Consider the following 19215-nt stretch of genomic DNA (forward strand, 5'->3'; position numbering starts at 1 on the left):
TATAGACTACATATAATGTTAGTAATGTTCATGGATGGTGGGAAATTTTGTAACTCCGAGAATTTCATTTTAACTTATAACAACCAGATGGCAAGGAGGGAGAAAATGATCCGGCAGCGATTATTCCGTTATGCGGTCTACCGAAATATGTTTCTCAGCTTTATTTTGCTTACGGCAGCCATGATTGCCCTCGTAACCGTTGTCCTGTTCATGATGTTCTCCTGGAGCACCGCGAAGGAGGTAGGAAAAATTTCCGAGTCGATGCTGAAGCAGAACAGCGCCGTATCGAGCGTAATCCGTGATCAGGTTTATAACGTAGGCAATCTTCTGCTCAGCGACAAGGAGATCGTGGGCGTCCTGTTGGACAAAGAGGCCGATCCGGTGAAGCAGTACGGGGTGTTTGGCACCCTTAACCGAATTCAGTCCACGTATCCGTTCATCCATTCAATCGGAATTTATAATGGCTCGAATAACACATATCTGAATACAAAAGGGATTACCAAGGATCAGGAGAAGGCATTGCTGGAGGAGATCAACCGCAAGAACACATCCTATTTCCACCTGTTCCCGCGCAGGATCTCTTCCGCTACTTCGGCGAACCGGAGCGAAGATGTCCTTACCTTCGTCCTCCTGCCGAGCTATTATTCGCCGCTAAGCTCCAAAGGCGCAATCGTGATCAACATGAGTACCGACACTATTCAGGATCTTATAGGGGGTTATCGCAACGAAGCGGTGGATTCACTGCACGTCATCGATGACAAGGGGACCATCATTACCCATTCGGATCGATCCCGGTTCATGGAGGATATTTCGCAGGAATCCTACGTCCAGTCGATTCTGGCATCGGACAAGGAGAGCGGTTATTTCACCCGCTCCATTGACGGACGCAAGAGTCTCGTCACTTACGTCAAGTCCAAGGATATGAACTGGACGTTTATCAGCGTAAGCCAGTATCAAAATCTGCTGTTCAACATGCAGGCCCTGCGGACGTCAGCGCTGGTTCTTGCTCTGGCATGCTTCGCCGTCAGCATGTTCCTCTCGATTTGGCTTACGCATCATGCTTACAACCCGATCCGCCACCTGCTGGAGAAGATGAGCGCCATTCCGAAAGTGAAGGATCGGCGGCAGATCAACGAATTCGCCATATTGGACATGACTTACGCCGAGATGACCGAGAAAATGCGATCGATGGAGTCCGAGGCTTCGGTCGCGCGTCAGGCCCATGTGCTGCAGCTGCTAAAGGGCGGCGACGAGACGGCATTCCGCCGTCTGGCCGGAGAAGGCAAGGGGCCTTACTTTCTGGCAGTAGCTCTTCTACTCGATAGCGAGGACGGATCGCCCGGCGGTGAGGACGAGGAGCTGCAATCGTATGCATGCGCAGCTGTAGCCCGGGCAGCCCAGCACATGCTGGAGCCGGAGGGAGCCAGCGTGGCGGCCGTGGGGGATGGGACGGTAGCGATCCTTCTCCCTATGAAGCAGAGCCGTCCCCCGCTTCATGTATTAGGCATGTTGGAGGAGCTCCAGGGTGAGATTCTCCGCACGCTCCGCGTGTCCGTTACCGTCGGTATCGGAACCGCTGCGCAGACGTACGAGGAGCTGCGTGAATCGTTCGATTGTGCGCAGTCCTGCTTCCGGCAGCGCTTCTTCGAAGGCAAGGGCAGGCTGTTCCAGGCCGATCCGGTCATTATCGCCGTGACCGAGCCTTCCGAAGCGCAGTATCCGGACAAGCGTGAGAAGCGTATCATTGATGCTATCAAACTGCAGCAGAGCGATAAACTGGAGAAGGAAATCGATCAGTGGATCAAGGAGATTCGCGATTACAACTACCATGAAGTTATGTTTTTCATCAATCAATTCATTGGGGGCCTGTACAAGCAGCTCAATGTACACACGGTGAAAAATAGGGAAAGCGCAGACCTCTTCCTCGGTTTCACGCGTCGGATTACGCGCTTCCAGACGCTTCAGGAAACCGCGGATGCCTTGAAGGAACTCGCTCTGCAGCTCTGCAGCCTCTCCGAGGAATCGGGTGCGGTTCGGCATGCGGAGGTGGTGGATTTTATCCAGATGTACGTACGCAAGCATTACGCGAGGCCTGATATGTCGCTCGAGCAGGTTGCGGGCGAGGTGAAGCTGTCCCGGAGCTATGTCGGCAAGCTGTTCAAGGCGCATTGCGAGCTGTCGTTCAACGATTACCTGAATGCCGTCCGACTGGAGAAGGCGAGGGAACTGCTCGCCAGCACCGAGGATTCGGTTCAATCGATCAGCGAACAGGTAGGCATTTTGAATACAACCTACTTCTATACGCTGTTTAAGAAGCACTATCAGATCTCGCCGGCACAGTTCCGAAGCCAGCATGCAATCGAGACGAAAAAGGCGCAGTGAGGGGCAGCTAAGATGCGGGTTCAACAATTCGGATCTTGTTCGACGCCGAGATTACTTCCTGATCTGATTCGTGATCAAAGAAGGCTTCCTGACAGCCGTTAAAGCGTTTTAAAATGGCGAAAACCATGATTTTGAAGTATACGCCATCCCTGATGTCTCCTTAAGATAGGAATCGTACAGCATGATAGGAATTACAGCATGACAAACCAAATGAAGTCAGGGGGAGACACGCATGAAAAAAAGGAAAGCGCTAGCACTATGGTTGGCCGCAATATTTATGGTTTCTGTGATCGCGGGCTGTTCCGGTGGAGGCGATTCCGGCGGCGAGAGCGGATCGGCGAGCGGAGAGAACGGCGGCGGGGATAAGCTCCCGGTCCGGTATTTGCTTCCGGGCTCCGCCCCGCAGGGCTTGGAAGCAGCGGTCCAAGCGATTAACGAGAAGCTTGAGGCCGATGGCCTGAACCTTACGTACGAACCGACATACATCGCGTGGGACGTATGGGATCAGAAGACCAATCTTATGATGTCGACGGGCGAGGAATTTGAGCTGATCGCGATCATGCATGATACAAAAGGACCGACGGTTCTTGCCGGCAGCGGCGGGATCATTCCGATCGACGATCTGCTGGATCAATACGGCAGCGAGCTGAAAGCTTCCATGCCGGACTGGATCTGGGAATCGTCCAAAATAAACGGCAAGATTACTTACGTGCCGAACTTCTGGGCGGATACCGCTTATAATGACGGCATGTTCACGATTCGGACCGATCTGCTCGAAGCGAATGGTTTGAAGGCTCCAACATCCCCGGAGGAGCTGCTGGATGCGGCGGAGACGCTGCAGAAGAACTGGCCGCAGGACAACAAGAACGTGTATATCAAAATGCTGGAGGAGCCTGCCTACTTCCTGCATACAACGTACGACACGTATCCTTTTACGGTGGCGGACAACATGATCTACATCGATCAGCAGGGGAATGTGAAGTCCTGGTTTGAGACCGAGGAATTCAAAAAAGACGTGCAGTTCATGAATGAGGCGTACCAGCGTGGACTGATCATGAGCGATCTGCTCACGACACCATCGGAGGTTATTAACCAGGAGGAGCTGGTCGGACGTTATCTGTATCGTCCGGGAGACGTTGGCGTGAGCGACACGATCCGTCAGTCGTTTCCGGAAGCCAAGCTGGATATTTATTATTTGGCTGAACAGCCGAAATTCAGATCCTACGCGATCCGCAATTCCAACGGAATCTCGGCTACGTCTCCGCACCCGGAGGCCGGTGTTCAATTCTTGAATTGGGTGTACAGCAGCCAGGAGAACATGGACCTTGTCCAAAGCGGTGTGAAGGATGTGCATTGGAAGGATACCGGAAAGAATACGAAGGATTATCTTGCGAAGAACGAGAACGGTTCCCCAGCTTATGAGCTTCCGTACTGGCTGCTCGGTCATGTGGAGATGAATCGTTATCCAACAAATACGGATCCTGCACGACTGGAGCGGCGGACATCGATTTCCGACGATGCCGTAAATAGCATCACGATCGGTTTCACCTTCGACCCGACAAACGTCGCTTCCCAGTACGCGAATTGTATTGCCGAGTTGAAGACCAGCGTCTATCCTGTGATGCACGGGGTCGTGAAATACGAGGATGCCTACGATAAAATGCTGGCTGCGATGAAGTCTGCCGGTCTCAATGAGGTCGTGGCGGAATATAAACGGCAATTCGATGAGTGGAGAGCCGGTCAATCGTAAATACAGTCGCAATAGGCGCAGTGTAACATCATATAACCGGCAATCCCTGCCCCGGCCTTAGTGCCGGAGAGGGATTGCTTTTTTTGTGCATAAACCAATCATAAAGCAGGCTGCGAGGGGAGGCTTGGCGGGAGCAGGTGTTCAGACGTTACCCGCAGCCCCGCCCCATAGCTTCAATTTTCCGATATTGGCCAATTTCAAAGTTTTCTCTCAAAAGTAAAGTGTTCAAGACAGGAATTCCCGAGCTAGAGTAAAGGTCAGACGAAGCCTGGAGGCTTCTCGCAGGACAAATAGACGACAATTACGATCGGGGCTGTCCGCATAACAAGAGCTGGGGCAGCATAAGGAGGACGTTGTTCATGACCAAGCAAGCACAAGCCATCCGGAAGGGCTGGCAATGGTTTACGGAAAGCCGGTACGGCATGTTTATTCATTTCGGACCTTATGCCCAATATGGGCGAGGAGAGCAGGTTCTGTTCCGGGAGCATTTGGACCAGGCGGAATACGCAAGGGAAGCCTGCGAGTGGAATCCGGAATTTTTTGACGCCGAGCTGTGGGCGTACACGGCACGCAAGGCGGGTATGAAATATGCCTGCTTGACGACTCGTCACCATGACGGATACTGCTTGTGGGACACGGAGACGACGGATTATTCGAGCGCGAAGCAGGCGCCGGGCAGGGATCTGGTCCGCGAATTCACCGATGCATTCCGTGCCCAGGGACTTCGGGTCGGCTTGTATTATTCCTGGATCGATTGGCGCATCCCGGCTTACTTCGACGGACCTGAGAAGGATCCGGAGGGCTGGGAAACGATGAAGCGGTATTTGCATGCCCAGGTAGAGGAGCTGGTCACGAAATACGGGCGCATCGATCATTTCTTTTTTGACGGGGTCTGGCCGCGAACGGCGGAGGACCTTGAGAGCATCAAGCTGGTCGAGCGGATGAAGTCGATTCAGCCGGATATTCTGGTCAACAACCGCCTCGGTCTGTCCGAGGAGGAGAAGCTGCATGCGGACGGTGGCGGCGGATCGGGTGATTCGGAGGTGCTAGGCGACTTCGGCTCCCCGGAGCATGTCATCGTCCCGGATCAGAAGCGTCTGTGGGAATCCAACCAGGTGACAACGTGGCGGCTGTGGGGTTACACGAACGGCGAACGATGGCGTCCTGCCGATGTCCTGCTCGACATGCTGTGCGAATGCGCGGAGAAAGGCGGAGCTGCTGGAGGGAATTTGCTGCTTAATGTTGGGCCGCAGCCTGACGGGCAGCTTCCTCCGGCATTCGTGGAGCGGGCGCTGAAGATCGGCGAATGGCTGGATGTTCACGGGGAGGCCATCTACGGCTCCGACGGCGGGAACCTTACAGAGTTCATTTCCTACGGGCGGCAGACGCTGAAAGGCAACCAGCTGTTTCTCATTATTCGTTTCTGGGACGGCCGTCCGATGCTGAGGCTGGCGGATTTGGTGACACCGGTATCCCGGGTTACGCTGCTGACGACGGGACAGGAGTTGTCGTTCCGGCAGGAGGACGATGTGCTGTATATCGAAGGGCTGCCGCGGGAACGTCCGACCGAGTTGTTCCCGGTTATCCGTATCGAATGCGAGAGCCGGCCGCAGACCAATCAATGGGGCTTGGAGCGCCTCTGGACCGGCGATCCTTCCCGAATCGCCGACTGGGCCAGGACGCGAGGGACATCCGTTTATGTCGATGGTCAGCCTAGAGCGAGAAAGGAGTAGTCCATGAGAACGCTGGTATTTTACGATGAACATTTTCCTTATGAAGGCGAGCGCCCGTCCGAGAAGGCGCTGGAACCATTGCGAGGATGGGGGGAGGTTGCTGATGCTGCGGCTGTAGGAGAGCGGCTGGCGGAAGGCGGCTGGGACGTGCTCCTGCATCTGCATGGACCGTACTTTCCGAAAGCGGCATGGACGACCATCGAGGCATATCTGAAGACCGGTGGAGGTTTAGTGCATGCGGGTGGTGTGCCTTTCCGCAGACCTGTTCGAGAGCTGGACGGAGCCTGGCATATCGAACGCGAACAGTTGGCTTATCATCAGCGAATGGATATCCACGATGTGCTGAAGGTCGATGTGTCGCGCGTCCAGGGGCTGAAGACCTCCGCCGAGTATCCAATCCTGCAGGGGCGCGGGGATCTGTTCGGCATCGAGCCGACCTGGGGCTTGACGCTGCATCCGACCAAAGCAAGTGATATTCCGTCCGAGATGGGGGCAGGCGGTCCGATGGACGCCGTTATCTCACCGCTGCTGACAGGTGTGGATCGAGATCAGCGCGAGCGGTCTGCTCCGATTGTCATGTTAGAGCAGCATAAAGGTGATTTCGCAGGCGGGCGCTGGATTCTGATCAACCAGCAGCTGCGGGCTTCGTTCTGGGAGACGGAAGGGCTTGACGTTCTGAAAGATTTGGCCGAATACGCTGGAATGGGCGTTACGGAGCTGTGGCTGAAGCCGAATTATGCTTCCTACGAGCCGGGCGAGGAGATGCGATTGACGGTTCAGCTTCAGGCTCTGTCCAGAACGTCCGTCCCGGCATCACGCTGGCATTTTGCGGTTTGCGTCATGAAGAAAGACAACGGAGAGATTGTCTGGACCGGGCACGCGAGGTCGGAAGCCGGTATGGAGCAGCGGGATCTGCAGCAGCTTCACTTGTCTGTGCCGGTAAGGCTGGAAGCGGGCCTGTACCGGATCGTGTGCGAAGCCGAGTCCGAGTCCGGGGAGCGTCGCTGCCTGACCCAAGCGGTCTGGGGTGTTGACCGTCCTCTGCTGCAAGCTGGGGAAAGGCTGGAATGCGGGCGCGATTACTTCCGCCGCGGAGGCCGATCTGTTCCGATCGTTGGGATGACATATATGACCTCCGACGTCGCGCGGAAATTTCTCCATCTGCCAAACGTTCAGCGGTGGGATGCGGATATGGCGGAGATGAAGAGGGCAGGGATCAATCTGATCCGGACAGGCATTTGGACAGGATACCGAATGATCATGTTTGCCGACGGCCATGCGACTGAGGACGTGATGCGGGCGATCGATGCCTTTATTCTGACCGCCAAGCGACATGAGCTGGAAGTGACATTTACCTTCTTCTCCTTCGCTCCAGAGGCTTGGGAAGGCGTGAATCCGTATCTGGATCCGCGATCGGTGGAAGCACAGAAACGCTTCATTGCTTCTATCGTAGGGCGTCACAGGGGAACGACCAACGTGCATTGGGACTTGATCAATGAGCCTTCGCTGTTCGATCCGAAGCGGATCTTCGAGGGGCCGGTATCGATAGGGGACCGGTTCGAACGACAAGCCTGGTCCGAGTGGCTGCGGCAGCGCCATGGGAATGATCTCTCGCTGCTTCAGGAGCGCTGGAACATGACGCCGGGTGAACTACCGTCATTCGACTCCGCACCGACGCCGAGTCCTGACGATAAGCTGTTCAACAGCGTGCTGCAGCCGAAGAAGTGGGGGCCGTGGCTTGACTTCACGCTGTTTACCATGGATATGCACAACCGGTGGGCATCTGAGCTCATCGGCACTATTCGCCGCTCCGATCCCCGTCAGCTGGTGACGGTCGGGCAGGATGAAGGCATCTGCTCCCAGCGCCCGTCGCCGTCGTTCTACGGCCCTGTCGTTGATTACACTACGGTCCACTCCTGGTGGCAGAACGATCACCTGGCGTGGGACGGCATCTTTACCAAGACGCCGGACAAGCCAAATCTGGTCCAGGAGACCGGCATCATGCACGTGCAGCGTCCGGACGGCGTCGCCAAGCGGACGGAGGAGGAGCTGCACAGCATCCTGGAACGCAAGTATGCCTATGCGTTTTCGACCGGAGGCGCGGGGGCCGTGCAGTGGATATGGAATATTAATTACTTCATGGATAACGCCAATGAATCCAATATCGGGGCGCTTCGGGCGGATGGAACGCAGAAGCCCGAGGCCGATGTGTCCTATGACTTCGGCAGCTTCATGAAGGAAGCATCCGTCCTGTTTGACGATGAGCGGCAGCTTGAAGATATCGTCGTCGTTTACCCGTACTCGAATGATTTTTCCAGCAGGAAGCTGGCATACGAAGCGACAACGAGGGCCATGCGCACGCTAACGTTCGGGATGAATGTCCATCCACGCGGTATCGGCGAATACCAGTTGGAAGACCTGAAGCGCTATTCGGCCAAGCTCATCATCGTGCCAAGCGCGCACAACTTCGACGATGAAGCGTTTGCCATGCTCCTTGAGCTGGCAAGGGAGGGCAGTACCGTCCTGTGGACCGGACCGCTGCGCACCGATGCTTATTGGGGGGAGGCACTGCATCGCCTGCAGGCAGAGATCGGCGAGACCGTCCAGGCCAACGTACTTCGGGAAGAAATGCTGGAGCTGGCGGGCGAGCGGTTTGCCGTTTCATATGGTGAGCGGAAGATCAATGTACTGGCAGTGGATCGTCCGCTGGGTCGGTTGGATGGAGCGCTGGAGCTCTTCACGGTAACCTTGGGCAAGGGACGATTAATCTGGTGTCCGCTCCCGGTTGAAATGAATGAGCGCTGGGAACCGATCCAGGCTCTGTATGCGGAAGCCCTTCGCTCCGCGGCCATTTTGCCCGAGCTGGAATGGCTGAAGGGGGGCGAACTCCCGGGGATATATGGCCGCAAGCTGGCATTCGGACAAGGAAGCCTCTATGTCTTTGTCTCCGAGCACGCGGCAAGCGCAGAAATCGAAGTAAGAGACCCGGTTTCCGGGACGGGTTACGCCTTCGTGTTGGAACGGGAGCGAACGGTCATGTTCATGACCGATGCGGAGGGACAGGTGCGAACGGTATACCGGCCGGAGGAGGTTCATATTTGGCAGAGCCCATCGTCCAGACCTTGAGTCGTACGCCCTTCCTCAACAGGCAGGAAGAGGGCTCGATGGAATTCGACTTAGGTACTGCGCGGTGATGCAGCTTTACTGAAGGACACGTTGAGGGAGGTTTTCTCGGCTGATGAATCAGATCGAGAAGCCTCTTTTTTCGTATCGGGGAACATATCATAGGGCAACCCCCACTGTGGTTTTAAGGTGTCGGTGGAAGGGAAATCGGTCAGCTGAAGTGCTGAACGATCACAAAAAGGATTTCCGGAACCCATGGAGAATACGCTTATACGGGCGGTTCCATGCTCATATCGAAGGAAAATTCGGGTTTATTAGACGGAATCGAGTGTTGTTATCTGCATCGTAAATTGCTGAGCGGTCGATATCAAGAATAAGCGAGGAGTGATATGAATGAACGAACAATTCCTTCAATTATACGACTATAACGTTTGGGCGAATGATAGAGTATTGGAACATCTTCAATCATTGCCGGACGACGTGTTCTTTCAAGAAGTGAATGTAGGCTTCAAATCCATTGCGGAAGTTGTCGGCCATCTTGCAGCCGCGGATGAAGTTTGGTTTGCCCGGATCAAGGAAGAAGTTTCTCCTGCCCTAGTCTCGAAATCATTTGCTAGCATTGAGGCAGCTCGTCATTATATGAGCCAGACCCAGACACAGAACCGCGAATACTTGGCATCGGTTCACGATATGGGAAAGCACGTGACGTATAACAAGCATCAGAATTCGATTTCGGAGATTGTTCAACAGGTCGTAAACCATGGAACCTACCATAGAGGCAATATCACCACGATTCTTCGGCATTTGGGACACAAGGGGATATTAACGGATTACATTGCCTTTTTATGGGCGAGGGCGTAATTCCATTATTGCAGTCTAAATAAAGGGACTCCCTGTTACATGACAGACTTTTATGTGGCTGGCGTTCAAGCAGGACCTGAATGTTATGTTAATATAGTTGAAGTATGATGGAATTGAAAGGATGGTTAACATGATTCAATCGATTGTCCATATCGCATTGGTCGTGAAGGATTATGATGAGGCCATAGCCTTTTACACCGGAAAGCTGAACTTTACCTTGGTTGAAGATACCTATCAGCCTGAACAAGACAAACGCTGGGTGGTCGTAGCTCCTCCTGGGTCAGTTGGCACTACGATATTGCTTGCCAAAGCGTCCAAGCCTGAACAAGAGTCTTTTATCGGAAATCAGTCTGGAGGCAGAGTATTCCTGTTCTTGAATACGGATGATTTTTGGAGAGATTATCATGAAATGGTATCGAGAGGTATCGAGTTTGTGAGAGAACCCAAAGAGCAGGATTACGGCATGGTGGCTGTGTTCAAGGATTTATACGGGAATATGTGGGATTTGCTGGAGCTGAGAGAGAATCATCCATTGATGAAACGGATGAAGTAAGCCAAAATACATAGATTGTATGTCTAAGAAACGTACAGGAGGGGACTCACAGCATGTCCAACATTCTGAATGTGATTGTCATTGCAGCTCACCCGGATGAGCCTGAAATTTACGCGGGGGCCATTTCGGCTTTATATGCAGAAATGGGCCACAGGGTGAAGTTTGTTACGTTAACGGATGGATGCTGCGGTCATCATGAGATGTGCGGAGAAGAACTAATCGCTCGCCGCAAACAAGAAGCGGATGAAGCGGCGAAGCATCTTGGCGTCTTGGAATATGTCGTACTGCCCATTCCGGATGGGGAGTTGATGCCGACACCGGAAGTACGCAAGGAAGTGATTCGTCAAATGCGGGGCTGGGAGGCGGATATCGTCATTACCTTCCATCCGGATGGGCCGGGTCATGTGGACAACCGAAACGCAGGGAAAATCGTACGGGATGCGGCAGATTTTGTGGCAAAGGTGCCCAATGCGGTACCGGAAGTGCCGTCCTTGAAGAAATCCCCGATATTCTTGCTGATGCCGGACTATGCGGCAAGGGCAGCCTATTCACCGGATATCGTCATTGATGCGGGAAGCGTGATCGAGAAGAAATTGCGGGCCTGTGACGCGCATGCTTCCCAATTCTATGAATTTGCGCCATGGCAAGGCGATTTCTTGCATGAAGTACCGGATACCTGGGAAGAGAAGCGGGCGTTTATTCTGAAGTATTGGGATCGTTTCCTGCGTGTGTCTGATGAACTGCTGCCAACGCTTGCGAAGCAATACGGTCAAGATTACGCTGCAACCGTTCAATATGCAGAGCCGTTCGAAATTGCGGATTATGGCAGAAGACCGGATGAAGATGAAATGAAGACCTTGTTTCCTACATTAACAACGAGTGCACGCATGTGATCTAATTCAAGATAGGCAGGAATACAAAAAGCGGATTCCTCTCAATGGAAATCCGCTTTCTTTTATGATCGAGCAATCCAACATATGCATTTGGCCATCTCTACTAGACTTTTTCTATAGGTGTTTCTACAGCAGGACAAAACCCGGGGTTCGTCGAACATAAGAGCTCGGCAAATTGCGGTTGGAGTTTGGTTAGTTCAGCAAAATAACTTCCAATTACATGATTGGCGCTAACCGAACCATTCTGGAAGTTGAGCGGGTTGTGGGTGTGGACATGACTGTAATAATATTTTTTTTCCCGTTTTGGCACCTTGTAGATATGCGGCGGTGCATGTGTCACAACGTCGAACAGGTTGGCGATGCGGAAGCTGCTCCGAACGTACTTCGCATAGGCCATAGCAAAATCGGGATCGCCTACACGGGGTGACCCATATGTAAACACATAGGGGGTAGTGTGGTCCGTGTTGGCGGCAATATCTACAGCACACAGCGTCGCAAGTGCTCCGCCAAGACTGTGGCCTGTGATATACAAGGTCTTGTCATGAGGCAGCCTGTTAAGCGCGGACATAATCTGGCCTCGGGTGGAGGCGTAGATGTTGGTGAAGCCGCGATGCGTGAGAGAGGGCTCTTTAATATATTTGAAGTTTTTTTGGGAAGCGATGGCATCTGAGATCCAATCTGTTGTGGAGAGAGTCCCCCGAAAGGCAATAATAATCTCATCCGGAGATTCAAGGATAAACCCGAAGCGTTCCGCCACGCCGATTAAGGAGTTCGCTTCAATGGTGTCGTGGAGCGAGTAACGCAGCGGCAGGACAAATGAGCCATCCGTATTGGTGAATTGTGTATAGGTCTGTCCACAGATGGCTGCCAGGAAAATGGCCCACTGTTCTTGTTCCATGCTTGTACCCATGCATATCCCGCCCTTCTGTTCTCCTACACTATATTAGGGAGCGGAGGGAATGGTGCCTAGATGCTCCAAAATGGCGAGTTACACCTCGATCCAAAGGGAATTTGCCGGATTTATTACTCAGAAGGTTTTGGAACAGGCAACTTATATGGTACGATTCAAGAGACATTCATAGGACGACCGATGTATAAGCATATGTGCGCCTTCAGATTGTACTTAATGATCACTAGAGAGAGCAGGGTTATATAGAATGACAGACAATACTCAACAACGCTTCCGTTTCAGCGAAGCGCCCATCTGGGATTTACAGCGGACTTATTATGAAGAGCTGGGGATGAAAGCCTGGAATAATGACCAGGTCCCGCAATATATTACGAGCAACCCCATGATTGCAACGGCTTACGCCGAAGTTATATTCGGATTCCTTCGGGACCGGGCCAGTCAAGGGGATATGACCGAGCCCGTTACCATTTTGGAGCTAGGGGCCGGAGCGGGGCGGCTCGGATACCATATCCTGCATAAGCTGTGCGAGCTGAGAGATTATGCAGGAATTGCGCTGCCCCCTTTTCGCTATGTCATGACCGATCTGCCGCAGAAAAATGTCTCCGCTTGGAACCAACATCCTGCGATGCAGACTTATATCGAGCAGGGACTGCTGGATTTCGCAAGGTTTGATGCCGTGCATGACAAGGAATTGAATTTGGTGGTATCGAAGACAACGATCCGACCCGGGGACCTGAAGCAGCCGCTGCTGATTATTGCTAACTATTTCTTTGACGGCATTCCGCAAGAGCTGATTTACGTGGGGGAAGGGAAGATTTTTGAGAGCGATGTTGTCATCGACTTTCCGGAGCAGTATGAGAAGCTTAAGCCGTCTGAAGCGCTGGAGCGAATGAAGCTGGCTTTCGAGCACCGGCGGGCACCCAAATATGAAGAGGAAACCTATCCGTATCGCGATGTGATTGCCCATTACCAGCAAGAGCTGGAGGATTCCCATATCCTGTTTCCGGAGGTGGGGTTGAACTGCCTGGAGCGACTGAATCAGTTGTCAACGTCAGGGTTTCTGCTCCTTACGGCAGATAAGGGAGATCATCGCCTCGAGAACTGGAAATTTGCAGAACCGCCGCAATTGATTTACCATGGCAGCTTCTCGTTAACAACGAACTATCATGCCTTGCAGCATGTGTTCGAGCAAAGAGGCGCGGAGGCGATATTCCCCACCCAGCATTATAAAAATATTAACATCGGCTGCATACTCATGCTGGAAGAGCCAACGACATATGCTAATACTCGGCTGACTTACCGCCAGTTTATCGAACGCTTCGGACCTGATGAGTTCTTCCTCTTGAAGGAATGGATCGATCGGAATATTGAAAGCATGGGGATTCAGCAGATTTTGTCCTTTTGGCGTTTGGGTGGTTATGATGCAGAGTTCTTCATCCAGAGCGCCAAGCGCATCTCGAATCTGCTGCCGGAAGCCAATGATGAAGAAATGCTGGATATCCGTAAGGGCATATACATCATGTGGTCATCGTACTACGTGATGGAGCAGCGTTATGACCTGGCTCTGGATGCGGGGCTGGTGCTCTTTGAGATGGATATGTACGAGGATGCGATGTTCTTCCTGAAAGAATCCGTTGAAACGGATGAAGATGAACCTGTGCCCACGGTTTTATATTGTCTCGCAATCTGCTGTTACGAGCTTGAGCTCGACGAAGAGGCACTGGAATACACGCGCCAGGCGCTCGTTCTGGAGCCGGATCATGAAGAGGCATTAGCTTTGTTGAATTGCTTTGAGTAAATTCAGGAAAAGAATAGAAATAGCACACTCGACCCGGCCCAGAGAATTTCGCAGCCGGGTTGTGCTGCGTAAACCAGTTGCGCTGGGAGATCAATTAGTACAGATAGCATCTGCGAAGATAGAAGTAGTGGAGTATAATGAATAAGGCATGGATAACAAAATGATGCTGACAGAAATAATACTCACAGAAATAATACAATGATAGGTGAAAACAATGAGAATAGCTTTTTTTGATTCAGGGTTAGGCGGATTAACCGTGTTGTCAGCGGCGATGAGGGAGCTGCCGCAGGAGGACTTTTTATTTTTTGCCGATACCCTGCACGTTCCTTACGGTACCAAAGCCAAGGAGGACGTCAAATCCTACATACATGATGCCATAAAAACCATTATGCAGGAAGAAGTCAAGGCCATTGTGATTGCGTGCAACACGGCTACAAGCATGGCGATATCCGAGCTTAGGAGGACTTATCCTATTCCGATTATTGGTATGGAGCCTGCCGTAAAACCAGCTGTAGAAATCAATCGGTCCAGCGGCAAGCGAATCCTGGTGTTTGCCACCCCATTAACACTAAGGGAATCGAAGTATCGGGATCTTGTCAGACGAGTTGATAGCATGCATATCGTGGATTCCTTGCCTCTGCCAGAGCTGGTGGAATACTGCGAAGCTTTGAATTTTGACCAAAAAATCATGAATGCTTACTTTACCGAGAAGCTTGACGGCTTCGATCTGAATGAGTATGGGACCGTAGTGCTGGGCTGCACCCACTACCCTTTTTACAAGAAGATCTTATCGGATCTGTTGCCTGAACACATCCAAATTATAGACGGCAGTACAGGAACCGTGAACAGGCTGATCCAAGTCTTGCGTGCGAATGATCTGCTCAGCTCCAGCGGTACGCAGGATGTCAGGCAATTAAATTCGAGCCAATCGATGGAGTACGCAGAGAAGATGGGGAAAGCACTGAGCATATACAGGGAAATAGAGAATAGGCAACAGGGATATCCAGAGAGGAATTGAACCCGCTCGGAGCGTCCTCAGTGGCTATTGATCAAAACAACGAATAAAATATGACTGACTACCCATGACCCGACCTAGGATAAGCTTTATTCTTAAGGCCGGGTTGTGTCGTATGGAGGGAGTTATGCAGGTATTCGCTATTGATCATATGAAGGAGGTTTCATCCAAAGCGATATGAGTCCTATTCTCCATCGCGAGGAGCTTGGGAGCAATCTGTCCCCGTAAACAAGTACATCGACCATGGGAAAAATATTGTCTGACAACAGGCAGGATTAGTTCACTCTAGCATGGAAAGGATGCAGTTACACATGATCGAATTCATCGTTATTATCCTGATTGTGGGTTTGGCCGGGATAATCAGCAATCAATATTCTGCACTGAGAAGAATGGATCGTATGCAGCGTTCACTGGATGAGCTAAACGTCCGATTCCAAGAAATGAAGGATAATGAGCCCAGACGATGACCTGAGCAACCGGATATTCGTTTTCATGAGGTGACTGTTTGCATAGGAAGTTGAGGCGTTTAATTCAGATAGAAGCGGGAGTATGACGATCATGACCCCTTTTAAGAATGGCAAAAAAGAAATCAGAACGCAGTTTGAGATCAATCTGCTGCAGCAAGCACAGGCCAAAGTACCAGGGAAACCTCATCTCCCTTGGACATATGAAGTTATTAGGCGTGACTATACAAATGTAGGGTGAGAGGTCAGCATGTCCAAACGAAGTCTCAGAGATTTGATCTATGTGAATGGGAAGGAGTATCGTAATAAATGCTTTTAATTCCTATGGTATTGAGTTCTATGAATTTATGTCCTGTGTCCGTCATCGACCGGAGCATCTGATTCTCCTTAAACACAAGTTCGATGATGCGCGGCGGAATATTCATTCCGGATTTGATTATGTGACACCTCAAGAAATTTCAAGATTATTGGAAGATGACGTATACGGTTATGGAGATTTTTGCTGGGTTGATGTGCAGAAGGAAGAAGCTCTTGATCAATTAACCAAAATGAAGATTGGGGAATTATTAACCTTTGCTCATCTTGCCGAACCCTTGCAGGTAATACCTAAAGTAAGATTTGCTTACTACGCCCATGATGATGGGTGGTTTAATAAGCTGTATGTGTCTGATCTTGAAGATTATAAGATACTGTTGTCTAAAGTAATCGTATCCAAATTACATAGATTAACGCGGCGAAAAATTGGGGATATCCCAGATGATGTTGCCTACGTTCTAATGGAGTCTACGAAAGAAGGATTGTTTATGGATTTTTCCAAGATAGTGAGGAGCAGAGTCAGCCTCAGATTGCCTATTACTGCAGTAGGACATTATCAGGATATGGACAAGGTGTATGAATATAGAGATGAGATAACCGAGCACAAGCTGTGGTTGTCTTACACGAACAGAAAATGGAGTCTAGTATATCATCTGGGATGAAGACGAACAGAAGCCGAGCGAGAGAAGAACAGAAGTTTAAGATGCATTTGCAGCATATTAGAACGGGAGACAGCAATCAATGATAAAATATAATATTTGTTTTGTTCGACGTGGTCCTGAGATTTTACTATTAAATCGGGATTACGCGCCATGGATGGGGTGCTGGAATGGAGTAGGGGGCAAGCTGGAGGGCAATGAAACGCCCAGGGAATCGATGATTCGTGAGCTGTATGAGGAGACTCAGATTCAGGAATGCAGATTAACATTCAAAGGTCTTATCACTTGGACAGCAGATGGCAAAAATCCGGGTGGGATGTACCTTTATGTCGCGGACATACCTGAGGATTACAGCTATGTTACTCCGATTAAAACGGACGAGGGGATATTGGATTGGAAGTCCACGGAATGGATTTTGTCCAAAGGGAATGTTGGAATCGCTGCCAATATTCCGGCATCACTTGAGACGATCTTGCATGATCCGAATTGTTACGAACATCATTGCATATATAAAGATGGTAAATTGTGTAAACAAACATCGACTGTGATTAGTGAATTGGTGGAAACGAATGAGAAACAGCGAGCCTCGTTATTTGAGAAGTACCTACATACATCACACGATCCGATTTATCGGTAAGAGGACCATTTAGCTGAAGCTGAACAAATCATGAGTTGAATAATTAGTTGGTGATGTGACAAGGCCGATTAAATTGAATCTGGATGAAAAATAAATTCACGGAGATATAAACATGAGGTATACATTACTGAAAAATGGTTTCGTCCCCGTATCACTCGGATTGCTGTTTGCGGCGATCTGGGTGCCGATCGGGATCATTACGTACATGAACACGTTGGCTGGAAGCATGACTCTAAAATACATCGTGCATTTTTTACTTGGGCTTCCCCTGATTGCGGTCATATTTGGGCTTATCCTAATTAGAAGAAAATCCGCGTATCACATATTTTCGATTTCATATTTGATCTTAACCTTCTTGATCACGGTGCTTATTCCCATAATTGCAGAGTCTTAAGTTTGAATGAGGGAGGGAATGCAGATGGACACATTGCTTTTCAAGTCTTATATTCAGGAGATTTTTGGATCGTTGTTGGATGATTTTGAAGAAGATGACGAGTATGGCTTTCATCAATTTTCATCGGATTCCTATAAAAGAATCGGCTATGCAACAAACATAACGCCAGAGATCGTCCAACAAGCCGCTGTACATAAGGTCGATCTGATCATCACGCATCATGATGCGTGGAGCTTTGTGTATGGAATGAAAGAACGCTGCCTGGAGTTACTGAGGGAACATGGCATCGCCCATTTTTATGTTCACCTCCCCCTGGACTATGCTGAGTTTGGAACCTGCAATTCGTTACTGCTTGAGCTTGGGGTAGAGCGTATTGTTCAACCATCCCGTCATGTGGAGGGTGACAGTTCGGTAGGCATTGGGGAGCTAAAGTCCCCGATCACGATGGAAAAGCTCGTAGAAACCATGTCCTCTGTGCTAGGTGAGAACGTGTTCTATCAGAAGAACAGCGAAAAAGCGATTCAGAGAATCGGCATGGTAACGGGGGCAGGCAACGGCACCAATCAATTGAGAGAGGCTTTGAACCATAACTGTGACGTTTACATTACCGGTGAAAAAACGCTCTATACCGTTCAATACGCCAGGTTTATCGGATTGAATATCATCGTGGGCAGTCATACCTTCACCGAAATTTTCGGTGTGCGTTCACTGGCGCAGAAACTTCAGGAAAGGTTCCGGGACATCGAAGTTATACAGCTTACCGAGGAGCATATTGAGGTTGTGCATACTTAAAATGATGTCTATTAAACAAGTTCCATCCAGTGGCTGAATGGGAAATAGGAGATGATGATCGTTGAACAAAGTAATCGATTATTATAATACGTTTGATGAATGGGGACGGTTGGATAGGGAGCCTGTTGAATTTATCGTTAATCTGCACCATATTTTGGCTATGTTACCTAAGAAAGGCCATGTGCTGGATAATGGAGCTGGTCCTGGGAAATATTCGATGGAGCTGGCGAAGAATGGTTTCGATGTTACCTTAACGGATCTTACGCCAAGACTGGTAGACATTTCGGTTGCAAAGGCAAAGGAATTGAATTTAGAAAAACAGTTTAAAGGCTTTCACAGTGCAGATGCCAAGGATTTGAGTATATTTCATGACGAATTATTCGATGCCTCGTTAATGATGGGACCGTTGTATCATTTGCAGTCGAGGGAAGATAGGGATACGGCAGTACAGGAATTGTACAGGGTTACTCGATCCGGCGGTTACGTATTCGTGGCTTTCATGACGAGAATCCGGCATTTAATGACTTCGTTAATGTACCCTGAACATTGGAAGCCTCATGATCATGTAAGCAGCATTAAGGAGTTTATGAAGACGGGAGTCTTTAATCATAGCGATGAAGGAAGATTTACCGGAGCGTATTATTACAATATCGAGGATATCAAGCCGTTCATGGAATCGCATGGATTCGAAAGCATCAAGTTGATTGCGTCATCAAGCATAGCGGGGGCGCTCAAGCCGGAGCAGTTTGATTATTGGCGTTCTCGTGGGGAAGAAGAATTCCATGAGGTTATGAAGATGATATATCAAGAAGCTGAGAATCCAAGCATCCTGGGGGTTTCATCTCATTTGTTGTATATTGGGCGGAAAAGTACGGAGCATCCGAGCATATAGAGGTTCTTGAATGAGAGAACTTTAGGAGGGCTATGAAGATACGG

16 protein-coding genes are annotated in these 19215 nt (G+C 50.4%); 15 read left to right on the forward strand and 1 reads right to left on the reverse strand.

Annotated features, from left to right (window positions below):
* Positions 1-105: 105 nt before the first annotated feature.
* From PGL02S_RS04815 to PGL02S_RS04845, 7 genes are all read left to right on the forward strand, one after another.
* Positions 106-2382, forward strand: coding sequence for a helix-turn-helix domain-containing protein (locus PGL02S_RS04815; protein WP_036641692.1), 2277 nt, complete (start codon positions 106-108; stop codon positions 2380-2382).
* A gap of 232 nt (positions 2383-2614) precedes the next feature.
* The gene (locus PGL02S_RS04820; protein WP_036641693.1) at positions 2615-4132 is read left to right on the forward strand and encodes a DUF3502 domain-containing protein; all 1518 of its coding nucleotides are present in this window, start codon (positions 2615-2617) and stop codon (positions 4130-4132) included.
* A 359-nt stretch (positions 4133-4491) separates the two neighbouring features.
* Positions 4492-5865 carry an alpha-L-fucosidase gene (locus PGL02S_RS04825; RefSeq protein ID WP_036641695.1) on the forward strand — a complete coding sequence of 458 codons (1374 nt, stop codon included), beginning with the start codon at positions 4492-4494 and terminating at the stop codon, positions 5863-5865.
* A 3-nt stretch (positions 5866-5868) separates the two neighbouring features.
* Positions 5869-8991 carry a glycoside hydrolase 5 family protein gene (locus tag PGL02S_RS04830; protein ID WP_036641697.1) on the forward strand — a complete coding sequence of 1041 codons (3123 nt, stop codon included), beginning with the start codon at positions 5869-5871 and terminating at the stop codon, positions 8989-8991.
* 390 nt (positions 8992-9381) lie between these two features.
* A complete protein-coding gene (locus tag PGL02S_RS04835; protein ID WP_036641700.1) occupies positions 9382-9849 on the forward strand; it encodes a DinB family protein in 468 nt (155 codons plus the stop codon).
* A gap of 130 nt (positions 9850-9979) precedes the next feature.
* Positions 9980-10402, forward strand: a complete 423-nt coding sequence (locus PGL02S_RS04840; protein ID WP_036641702.1) for a VOC family protein — start codon at positions 9980-9982, stop codon at positions 10400-10402.
* A gap of 53 nt (positions 10403-10455) precedes the next feature.
* Positions 10456-11295 carry a PIG-L deacetylase family protein gene (locus PGL02S_RS04845; protein WP_036641705.1) on the forward strand — a complete coding sequence of 280 codons (840 nt, stop codon included), beginning with the start codon at positions 10456-10458 and terminating at the stop codon, positions 11293-11295.
* Positions 11296-11398: 103 nt separating this feature from the next.
* Here PGL02S_RS04845 and PGL02S_RS04850 read toward each other — a convergent pair whose 3' ends face one another.
* Positions 11399-12205 (reverse strand): lipase family protein, encoded by an 807-nt coding sequence (locus PGL02S_RS04850; protein ID WP_036641708.1) that lies wholly within the window; start codon positions 12203-12205, stop codon positions 11399-11401.
* A 247-nt stretch (positions 12206-12452) separates the two neighbouring features.
* On the opposite strand from PGL02S_RS04850, the gene PGL02S_RS04855 reads away from it, so the two are divergent.
* The 8 genes from PGL02S_RS04855 (at position 12453) to PGL02S_RS04885 (ending at position 19171) form a co-directional block, all read left to right on the forward strand.
* Positions 12453-14003, forward strand: a complete 1551-nt coding sequence (locus PGL02S_RS04855; protein ID WP_036641711.1) for an SAM-dependent methyltransferase — start codon at positions 12453-12455, stop codon at positions 14001-14003.
* A gap of 214 nt (positions 14004-14217) precedes the next feature.
* Entirely contained in the window at positions 14218-15021 is an 804-nt protein-coding gene (gene murI / locus PGL02S_RS04860) for a glutamate racemase (protein WP_036641714.1), read from the forward strand.
* A gap of 308 nt (positions 15022-15329) precedes the next feature.
* Positions 15330-15485 carry a hypothetical protein gene (locus PGL02S_RS28070; protein WP_164481460.1) on the forward strand — a complete coding sequence of 52 codons (156 nt, stop codon included), beginning with the start codon at positions 15330-15332 and terminating at the stop codon, positions 15483-15485.
* A gap of 464 nt (positions 15486-15949) precedes the next feature.
* Positions 15950-16459, forward strand: coding sequence for a hypothetical protein (locus PGL02S_RS04865; protein WP_164762854.1), 510 nt, complete (start codon positions 15950-15952; stop codon positions 16457-16459).
* A gap of 79 nt (positions 16460-16538) precedes the next feature.
* A complete protein-coding gene (locus PGL02S_RS04870) occupies positions 16539-17093 on the forward strand; it encodes an NUDIX hydrolase (RefSeq protein WP_036641715.1) in 555 nt (184 codons plus the stop codon).
* Positions 17094-17205: 112 nt separating this feature from the next.
* Positions 17206-17487, forward strand: a complete 282-nt coding sequence (locus PGL02S_RS04875) for a hypothetical protein (protein WP_036641717.1) — start codon at positions 17206-17208, stop codon at positions 17485-17487.
* 24 nt (positions 17488-17511) lie between these two features.
* Positions 17512-18279, forward strand: coding sequence for a Nif3-like dinuclear metal center hexameric protein (locus PGL02S_RS04880; protein ID WP_036641719.1), 768 nt, complete (start codon positions 17512-17514; stop codon positions 18277-18279).
* A gap of 61 nt (positions 18280-18340) precedes the next feature.
* Positions 18341-19171: a class I SAM-dependent methyltransferase gene (locus PGL02S_RS04885; RefSeq protein WP_036641722.1), complete on the forward strand. Its 831-nt coding sequence runs from the start codon at positions 18341-18343 to the stop codon at positions 19169-19171.
* Positions 19172-19215: the final 44 nt, after the last annotated feature.

This window comes from Paenibacillus glucanolyticus NBRC 15330 (assembly GCF_004000885.1).
In the GTDB taxonomy this organism is placed as follows: Bacteria; Bacillota; Bacilli; order Paenibacillales; family Paenibacillaceae; genus Paenibacillus_AQ; species Paenibacillus_AQ glucanolyticus.

What these genes read in the sequence shown, in the direction of transcription:
- PGL02S_RS04815 (WP_036641692.1), top strand. Translation starts at nt 106, where the DNA reads ATGATCCGGCAGCGATTATTCCGTTATGCGGTCTACCGAAATATGTTT.
- murI (WP_036641714.1), top strand. Translation starts at nt 14,218, where the DNA reads ATGAGAATAGCTTTTTTTGATTCAGGGTTAGGCGGATTAACCGTGTTG.
- PGL02S_RS04845 (WP_036641705.1), top strand. Translation starts at nt 10,456, where the DNA reads ATGTCCAACATTCTGAATGTGATTGTCATTGCAGCTCACCCGGATGAG.
- PGL02S_RS28070 (WP_164481460.1), top strand. Translation starts at nt 15,330, where the DNA reads ATGATCGAATTCATCGTTATTATCCTGATTGTGGGTTTGGCCGGGATA.
- PGL02S_RS04820 (WP_036641693.1), top strand. Translation starts at nt 2,615, where the DNA reads ATGAAAAAAAGGAAAGCGCTAGCACTATGGTTGGCCGCAATATTTATG.
- PGL02S_RS04835 (WP_036641700.1), top strand. Translation starts at nt 9,382, where the DNA reads ATGAACGAACAATTCCTTCAATTATACGACTATAACGTTTGGGCGAAT.
- PGL02S_RS04825 (WP_036641695.1), top strand. Translation starts at nt 4,492, where the DNA reads ATGACCAAGCAAGCACAAGCCATCCGGAAGGGCTGGCAATGGTTTACG.
- PGL02S_RS04870 (WP_036641715.1), top strand. Translation starts at nt 16,539, where the DNA reads ATGATAAAATATAATATTTGTTTTGTTCGACGTGGTCCTGAGATTTTA.
- PGL02S_RS04880 (WP_036641719.1), top strand. Translation starts at nt 17,512, where the DNA reads ATGGACACATTGCTTTTCAAGTCTTATATTCAGGAGATTTTTGGATCG.
- PGL02S_RS04830 (WP_036641697.1), top strand. Translation starts at nt 5,869, where the DNA reads ATGAGAACGCTGGTATTTTACGATGAACATTTTCCTTATGAAGGCGAG.
- PGL02S_RS04840 (WP_036641702.1), top strand. Translation starts at nt 9,980, where the DNA reads ATGATTCAATCGATTGTCCATATCGCATTGGTCGTGAAGGATTATGAT.
- PGL02S_RS04855 (WP_036641711.1), top strand. Translation starts at nt 12,453, where the DNA reads ATGACAGACAATACTCAACAACGCTTCCGTTTCAGCGAAGCGCCCATC.
- PGL02S_RS04875 (WP_036641717.1), top strand. Translation starts at nt 17,206, where the DNA reads ATGAGGTATACATTACTGAAAAATGGTTTCGTCCCCGTATCACTCGGA.
- PGL02S_RS04850 (WP_036641708.1), bottom strand. Translation starts at nt 12,205, where the DNA reads ATGGGTACAAGCATGGAACAAGAACAGTGGGCCATTTTCCTGGCAGCC.